The organism is Bacteroides sp. AM54-2NS (assembly GCF_003602935.1).
Lineage (GTDB): Bacteria > Bacteroidota > Bacteroidia > Bacteroidales > Bacteroidaceae > Bacteroides > Bacteroides xylanisolvens.
This window is the reverse complement of record NZ_QTMZ01000162.1, coordinates 1-504: the sequence shown is the minus strand read 5'-3', so window position 1 is coordinate 504 and position 504 is coordinate 1. Positions and strand designations below refer to the sequence as shown.

General features: G+C 53.8%; 2 pseudogenes. Both read left to right on the top strand.

The annotated features are described in order from the left end of the window. Positions 1–170, top strand: a pseudogene (locus DXA05_RS26320) (recombinase); the annotation flags it as partial. A gap of 54 nt (positions 171–224) precedes the next feature. Continuing rightward, positions 225–504, top strand: a pseudogene (locus DXA05_RS26315) (hypothetical protein); the annotation flags it as partial.

Here is a 504-nt window from a genome sequence, read left to right as displayed (position 1 = left end):
ACGTCGATGATGCCACCACCTTTGCCGAAGGTCATGGCGGTGGCGGCAGTTCGTCCGACCTCAAATGGGGACGTGACGATGACGAGGATGAACGCGCTTGGGCACGCCGATGCATGATGAAGGCTGCACGCATGATGCGCCCCTCTTCCGGCAAAAAGAAGAAACGATAAGCGGCACTGTCACGTATCACCTGTTATAGTATTCACCAGATTAAATTGAACAACATGAGAAAAATACTTATTCTATCCCTTGGCTTAGCCCTGTCATTGGGCGTACAAGCCAAAGACTATCACCGCACGGCGGACACCACCACCGTTGTACGCAGACTTTCGGCAGACGGTATGCTTCGTCCGCTTAAACCTTCCTACATGAAAGGGGCATTGGTCGCTTCGCCGTGGACGGACAACTGGTTTGTCCAAGCGGCAGGAGGAACTACGGTCTTCCTCGGCAAACCGCTCGGATGCAACGACCTATTCGGTCGCATGAAACCGGCATTCTCCGTGT